A 7,341-nucleotide genomic window follows, 5' to 3' on the forward strand; every position below is an offset into this window, starting at 1 on the left:
GAGTTCCTTCAGAAGGAATGCGATCAAATGTGGGAGCGGGCTTGCTCGCGAAGGCGGCCTGACAGGCGCTGAAAATATCTTGGCCAGAAACAAAAAGCCCCGCATCTGCGGGGCTTTTTGTTTGGCTAGGCGCTGACTTTCTTCACGCCCAGCTTCTTCAGCTCTTCGTCGCGCAGTTCGCGGCGCAGGATCTTGCCGACGTTGGTGGTCGGCAGCGCGTCGCGAAATTCCACGGCTTTCGGCACTTTGTAGCCAGTGACGTTAGCGCGCATGTGCTCCATCACCTGATCCTTGGTCAGGGTCACACCCGGTTTGGCGACGATAAAGATCTTGATCGCCTCGCCCGACTTCTCGTCCGGCACACCAATGGCCGCGCATTGCAGCACGCCCGGCAGAGTCGCCAGCACGTCTTCAAGCTCATTGGGATACACGTTGAAACCGGACACCAGGATCATGTCTTTCTTGCGATCGACAATGCGCATGTAACCGTCAGGCTGGATCAGCGCGATGTCACCGGTCTTCAGCCAGCCTTCGCTGTCGAGTATTTCATCGGTGGCGTCCTGACGCTGCCAGTAGCCCTTCATGACTTGCGGACCTTTCACACACAGTTCACCGATGGCGCCCAACGGCTGTTCAACACCGGCATCGTCGATGACTTTGCACAGCGTCGATGGCACCGGAATACCGATGGTGCCGATCTGGATGTTCTGGCTCGGGTTCACCGTGGCCACCGGGCTGGTTTCGGTCATGCCGTAACCTTCGCAGATCGGGCAACCGGTAACCTCTTTCCAGCGTTCGGCCGCGGCCAGTTGCAAGGCCATGCCGCCGGACAGAGTGATTTTCAGGCTGGAGAAATCCAGCTTGCGGAACGCTTCGTTGTTGCACAGCGCGACGAACAGCGTGTTCAGGCCGACGAAACCACTGAACTTCCACTTCGACAGTTCCTTGACCATCGCCGTCAGGTCGCGCGGGTTGCTGATCAGGATGTTGTGGTTGCCGATCAGCATCATCGCCATGCAATGAAAGGTGAACGCATAGATGTGGTACAGCGGCAGCGGGGTGATCAGGATCTCGCAACCTTCATTGAGGTTGGAACCCATCAGCGCTTTGCACTGCAGCATGTTCGCCACCAGATTGCGATGGGTCAGCATCGCCCCCTTGGCCACGCCGGTAGTGCCACCGGTGTATTGCAGCACGGCAACGTCGCTGCTGGCCGGGTTGGCTTCCGCCACTGGCTGGCCATGGCCCTTGCGCAGCACGTCATTGAATTTGATGGCCTTGGGCAAGTGATACGCCGGAACCATCTTCTTCACGTACTTGATGACGCTGTTGACCAACAGACGCTTGAGCGGCGGCAGCAGGTCGGCCACTTCAGTGACGATCACATGCTTGACGCCGGTTTTCGGCACGACGGTCTCGGCCAGATGCGCCATGTTGGCCAGGCAGACCAGGGCTTTGGCACCGGAATCGTTGAATTGGTGTTCCATTTCCCGCGCGGTGTACAGCGGGTTGGTATTGACCACGATCAGCCCGGCGCGGATGGCACCGAAAACGGCGACCGGGTACTGCAGCACGTTGGGGAGTTGCACGGCGATTCGATCGCCTGGTTGCAAATCGGTATGCTGTTGCAGGTAAGCAGCAAAGGCACCGGACAATTCGTACAGCTCACCGTAGGTGATTGTCTTGCCCAGGTTGCTGAATGCCGGTTTGTCAGCGAAGCGTTGGCAGGATTGCTTCAACACTGCCTGAATATTCGGATACTCGTCTGGATTGATCTCGGCAGCAATTCCAGCTGGGTACTTATCCTTCCAAAAGTCTTCGATCATGGAAGCCCACTCCTCAGCAACGCGAATTCAAATACCGCATTTGGTGCGATTATTATTGGTGTGTGTTTTTGGTGAGTCTGGCTTTTAACATAGGCCGAGAAGTCACAAAGCGCGCCGAGAGTAGCAGCTTTGCCAAGGGCCGACTAGAGCCAAAATCGGCCCCTATAGTCACATTTTTGACTCTTGACTAATAAATAGTCACTTTTAGAGCAAAAATTCTATAGCGCCTTGGAAGCCTTTGAAATCGGGGCTTCAGCCCCTTAAAAGCATCGCGGGCAAGCCCGCTCCCACAAGGTCCGCGTCGTACATATTCTTTATGCACAACACTAAACTTGTGGGAGCGTGGCTTGCCCGCGACCCGCGCGAAGCGCGGCCATTCAACGATCAGGCGATCTCTCGCAACTCCCGCCGCAGAATCTTGCCCACCGGCGTCATCGGCAACGACTCTCGCAAGACGATGTGCTTGGGGACTTTGTACGCCGTGAAATTTTCCTTGCAGTAGGCCTTCAGCTCTTCAAGGCTCACCCCGGATTCACGGGCCACCACAAACAACTTCACCGCCTCCCCCGAACGCTCGTCCGGCACGCCGATCACCGCGCAGTTGGCGACTTTCGGGTGAGCCATCACCACGTCTTCGATCTCGTTCGGGTACACGTTGAAGCCCGAGACGATGATCATGTCTTTCTTGCGATCGACGATACGCACGAAACCGTCCGGGTCGATCACCGCAATGTCACCGGACTTGAACCAGCCGTCGGCGTCCAGCACTTCGGCGGTGGCTTCGGGTTTCTGCCAATAGCCCTTCATGATCTGCGGGCCCTTGATGCACAGTTCGCCACGCTCGCCCAGCGATTGCTCGACGCCTTCATCGTTGATCACTTTCAGGGCCGTGCCTGGCACCGGCAGGCCGACCGTGCCGATGCGCGACTTGTCGCCATAAGGGTTGGTGCAGGCCACCGGCGAGGTTTCGGTCAGGCCGTAACCTTCGGTGATGCGGCAACCGGTGAGCTGCTCCCAGCGCTCGGCCGTGGCCTTGACCAGCGCGGTGCCGCCGGAGTTGGTGAGTTTGAGGCTGGAGAAATCCAGGGTCTTGAAGTCGGGATGGTCCATGAGCGCGACGAACAGCGTGTTGAGCCCCAGCAGCGCCGAAAACCGCCAGTTCTTCAGTTCCTTGATGAAGTTACCAATGTCCCGTGGATTGGTGATCAGCACGTTGTGGTTGCCGGTCACCATCATGCACATGCAGTTCGCCGTGAAGGCATAGATATGGTACAGCGGCAGCGGCGCGATCATCACTTCCAGGCCTTCGCGCAGCAGTGGTTGACCGTCCGCACCAAATTGCCCCAGGCACGCCCGCGCCTGCTGCATGTTCGCTACCAGATTGCCGTGGGTCAGCATGGCGCCCTTGGCCAGCCCGGTGGTGCCGCCGGTGTATTGCAGCACGGCGATATCATCGAGGCCAACGTTCAGCGGTTTGATGCCCAGGCCCCGGCCCAGGCGCAGCGCGCTCTTGAAGGAAATAGCCTGCGGCAAGGAATAGTTCGGGACCATCTTCTTGACTTTGCTCACCAGGGTATTGACCAGCCAACCCTTGGCGGTGGGCATCAGGTCGCCCATCTTCGCTTCGATCAGGTACTGAATGTCGGTGTCGGGCAGCACTTCCTGGACCTTCTGTCCGAACACGTTCAGGTACACCAGCGCCCGGGCACCGGAGTCCTTGAACTGATGACGCATCTCCCGCGCGGTGTACAACGGGTTGGTATTGACCACGATCAGCCCGGCGCGCAAGGCACCGAACACGGCAATCGGGTAATGCAGGACGTTGGGCATCTGCACCGCGATGCGATCCCCCGGCATCAGGTCGGTGTGGGCTTGCAGGTAACCGGCGAATGCGGCGCTGTAGCGTTCCAGTTCGGCGTAGGTCAGGGTCACGCCCATGTTGCTGAACGCCGGGCGGTCGGCAAATTTCTTGCAGGAACGCTCGAACACCTCGATCACCGACTTATAGGCTCCAAGATCAATATCCAGGGGCACGCCAGCCGGGCGCTTGTCATTCCAGAAAGCAGGTTGCATTGTTCTTGTCCTCTTTACCTGAGCCTATCCGGGGCCGCTTTCTGTCCTTTCTCAAAAACAGAAAGCGAAAAACGGTGCTTCCCGGACACTAGCAGCTATAACGAATCAGGCAAATATGCGCACGGTCGTCATTGATCGCGTGAATCTTGCTGCCCCGGCGTGGCCTGATCAGACAGTAGGCGACGGGATGCGCTATACAATGCATCGAGGCTGTTTCCCACCCGGCAGCCTCATGCAGCCCAACGCAAAGGAATCGCCATGATCCACGACACTTTCTGGCTGACCGCGAGTGACCGCAGCCGCCTCTTCGTCAACCAGTGGCTGCCGGCCGCGCCGCTCAAGGCGGTGATCCTGCTGGCCCACGGCATGGCGGAACACAGCGGCCGTTACGCCCGTCTGGCGCAAGCATGCTGTGATCGGGATTACGGTGTGTATGCGCCGGATCTACGTGGACATGGCAAAACTGCCGAAAACGGCACCTTGGGCCATTTCGCCGATGATGATGGCTGGTGCAAAGTGGTCGGCGACCTGGCCAGCCTTAACCAACATATCGGCCAACAGCATCCCGGCGTGCCGATCGTATTGCTCGGCCACAGCATGGGCAGCTACATCGCCCAGGCTTATTTGCTGCACCACAGCGCCAGCCTGCACGGGGCGATTCTCAGCGGCTCGAACTTCCAGCCCGTAACGCTCTATCGCGCAGCGCGACAGATTGCTCGCCTCGAACGCCTGCGCCAAGGGCCCAAGGGTCTCAGTGCGCTGATCGAATGGCTGTCGTTCGGCTCATTCAACAAGAAATTCAAACCGGCGCGCACGCCGTTCGACTGGCTGAGCCGCGACCCGACTGAAGTCGACAAATACGCCAATGACCCGCTCTGCGGCTTTCGCTGCACCAATCAACTGTGGATCGATTTGCTCGGCGGCTTGCAGCAAATCAGCAAAGCGTCCAATCTCGCCCAGATCGATCCGGGCCTGCCGCTGCTGGTGATCGGCGGCGAATGTGATCCGGTGAGCGAAGGCAAACGTCTGAAAGATCTGGCCCACGCCCTGCGCGACGCTGGCTGCCAGAACCTGCAGCTGACTATTTACCCGCAGGCCCGGCATGAACTGTTCAATGAAATCAATCGCGATGAAGTGACTGCCGATGTGCTGAACTGGATCGCCCAGGACTTGAGCGCTCGCCGGCCACCCAGAACCGAATAGTTTTTTTGTGGATTTTTTTTTAATTCGTCACAGGAATCAAGACAGATGACCCAGGTTACCAACACGCCTTACGAAGCCCTTGAAGTCGGCCAGACCGCCAGCTACAGCAAGACCGTCGAAGAGCGCGACATTCAGTTGTTCGCCGCGATGTCCGGCGACCACAACCCGGTGCACCTGGACGCCGAGTTCGCCGCCGCCAGCATGTTCAAGGAGCGTATCGCCCACGGCATGTTCAGCGGCGCGTTGATCAGCGCGGCGGTGGCTTGCGAGTTGCCTGGGCCGGGGACGATTTATATCGGTCAGACGATGAGCTTTCAAAAGCCGGTGAAAATTGGCGACACGCTGACTGTGCGCCTGGAAATTCTCGAGAAACTGCCGAAGTTTCGTGTACGTATCGCCACTCGGGTGTTCAACCAGCGCGATGAGTTGGTCGTGGATGGCGAGGCGGAAATTCTGGCGCCGCGCAAGCAACAGACCGTGACGTTGCCGACGTTGCCGGCGATCAGCATCGGCTGACCTCACCGCTCATCTGTGGCCCGGATGGGCTTTCTGCGGGGGCTTCTTGTGGCGAGGGAGCTTGCTCCCGTTCGGCTGCGAAGCAGCCGTAAAATAGCTGCCACCGCGCCTGATCAGGTGCGTCGAGGCGTCCGATTTGGGGGCGCTTCGCCCCCCAGCGGGAGCAAGCTCCCTCGCCACAGTGGACCGCAGCGCTGCGATTATTGATGCCCCTCCTGCACCTGCACACTCGCCGTCATCCCCGCGCTCAAACTGATCCCTTCAGGCAACGTGTCGAGCTTGATCCGCACCGGAATCCGCTGCGCCAGGCGTACCCAGTTAAACGTCGGTTCCACCTCGGCCAGCAACTGCCCATCGGGCGTGGTATTGCGGTCGGTAATCCCGCGACTGATGCTTTCGACGTGCCCCTGCAACGCCTCCCCGGCGCTCATGAGCCAGACTTTGACCGGATCGCCGACGCGAATTCGCGGCAGTTTGGTTTCTTCAAAATACGCCTGCACATAAAAGGTCGAATCGTCGATCAACGCCATCACCGGTTGCCCGGCATTCACGTAATTACCCTGGGCCAGACGCAGGTTGGTGACGTGACCGCTGCGCGGCGCATGCACCTCGCTGCGAGTCAGGTTGAGTTGCGCGACCTTGGCTTCAGCCTGAGCTTCGCGCAGTTCGCCCCGGGCGATGCCGGCATTGATTTGCGCGTTCTCGCGCAGTTCGGCGCTGATCGCCTGCGGCCCGAGACTGGCTCGGCGGCTGGCTTCGTGTTCACGCAAACCGAGTTGCTGCTGACGGGTCTGCACCACCGCTTGCGCCTTCTCCAGCGCGGCTTCGAAACGATCACGGTCGATACTCAGCAACACATCGCCAGCCTTGACCTGTTGGTTATCGAAAGCCTTGAGCTCTCGCACCCAGCCAGACACGTCGGGGGCGATGACTACGACGTCGGCGCGGATCCGCGCGTCGCGAGTCCAAGGCGTCAACATGTAGTACTGCCACAGATGGAAGCCGGCAAAAATCGCCAGCGCCGTCAGGCTCAGGGTTATCGCGACACGTACGGATGTACGCATATTCAACTCCTTTATAAAGGCCCGAGGACGACGGTGATCAAGGTCAATACACAGACGTACAAGGCGCAATCAAACAATGCTTCGTGCCAGATCCAGCGACCGACCGGGGTCAGGCGCAATACCATGCGCAACGCTCCGGTCACCAGCAACGCCAGCAACACATCAATCAGAAACGGACTGAGCAGCACGCCGCCCACCGACCACTCACGCAAGCCCATGGCTCTGCTCCTGTTGGTGACACCAGGCACGCCAGCTGCTTTGCAATTGCAGCACCGCGCCCTGGGCGAGTTTCACCGCGTCGCTGGGCGGCAACGCGTACAAGGTTTTCAATAACGCTTCGCTGGGTTGCGCCAGCGCCTCGGCGCGATTTCCGGCCGGGCCTTGCCCGAGGACTTTTTCCAGTTGCTCGAGATAACGCCGCTGGGGCGCACTGACCGGCACCTGTGCGGCCGCCAGGCTCAAGCGCAAATGCAGCAACTCATCGCCGATGTCCAGGCCGAGCAAGCCGTCATCCCAGCGGCTGCGCGCCGGCTCCGGCAACTCGGGATAATGCCGCGCCAGTTGCAACAAACGGTCGGCCATGCGCCCGCCGAACCAGCTTTCGGCACCGCGCAGATTGCGTCGGGTGAGGCGCACCAGATCGGCGAGGGTCGCCGCCA

Annotated in this window: 7 protein-coding genes; 2 read left to right on the forward strand and 5 right to left on the reverse strand. The window is 59.5% G+C overall.

Annotated features, from left to right (window positions below; genetic code table 11):
* Positions 1 to 125: 125 nt before the first annotated feature.
* Positions 126 to 1,826 (reverse strand): long-chain-fatty-acid--CoA ligase FadD1, encoded by a 1,701-nt coding sequence (gene fadD1 / locus PMI36_RS22560; protein ID WP_008069135.1) that lies wholly within the window; start codon positions 1,824 to 1,826, stop codon positions 126 to 128.
* A gap of 384 nt (positions 1,827 to 2,210) precedes the next feature.
* Entirely contained in the window at positions 2,211 to 3,899 is a 1,689-nt protein-coding gene (fadD2, locus tag PMI36_RS22555) for a long-chain-fatty-acid--CoA ligase FadD2 (RefSeq protein WP_008069137.1), read from the reverse strand.
* Positions 3,900 to 4,157: 258 nt separating this feature from the next.
* Between fadD2 and PMI36_RS22550 the strand changes: the two genes are divergently transcribed.
* Positions 4,158 to 5,102, forward strand: a complete 945-nt coding sequence (locus PMI36_RS22550; RefSeq protein ID WP_008069139.1) for an alpha/beta hydrolase — start codon at positions 4,158 to 4,160, stop codon at positions 5,100 to 5,102.
* Between the two features lie 45 nt (positions 5,103 to 5,147).
* A complete protein-coding gene (locus PMI36_RS22545; protein ID WP_007902410.1) occupies positions 5,148 to 5,618 on the forward strand; it encodes a MaoC family dehydratase in 471 nt (156 codons plus the stop codon).
* A 200-nt stretch (positions 5,619 to 5,818) separates the two neighbouring features.
* Here PMI36_RS22545 and PMI36_RS22540 read toward each other — a convergent pair whose 3' ends face one another.
* The 3 genes from PMI36_RS22540 to PMI36_RS22530 form a co-directional block, all read right to left on the reverse strand.
* Positions 5,819 to 6,682: an efflux RND transporter periplasmic adaptor subunit gene (locus PMI36_RS22540; protein WP_008069141.1), complete on the reverse strand. Its 864-nt coding sequence runs from the start codon at positions 6,680 to 6,682 to the stop codon at positions 5,819 to 5,821.
* An 11-nt stretch (positions 6,683 to 6,693) separates the two neighbouring features.
* Positions 6,694 to 6,900 carry a DUF1656 domain-containing protein gene (locus PMI36_RS22535; protein ID WP_008069143.1) on the reverse strand — a complete coding sequence of 69 codons (207 nt, stop codon included), beginning with the start codon at positions 6,898 to 6,900 and terminating at the stop codon, positions 6,694 to 6,696.
* On the reverse strand, positions 6,887 to 7,341 hold a 455-nt coding region (locus PMI36_RS22530), incomplete at its 5' end, for an FUSC family protein (protein WP_008069145.1). The genes PMI36_RS22530 and PMI36_RS22535, both read right to left, overlap by 14 nt.

The sequence above is a fragment of the Pseudomonas sp. GM79 genome, from assembly GCF_000282495.1.
Taxonomy (GTDB): domain Bacteria; phylum Pseudomonadota; class Gammaproteobacteria; order Pseudomonadales; family Pseudomonadaceae; genus Aquipseudomonas.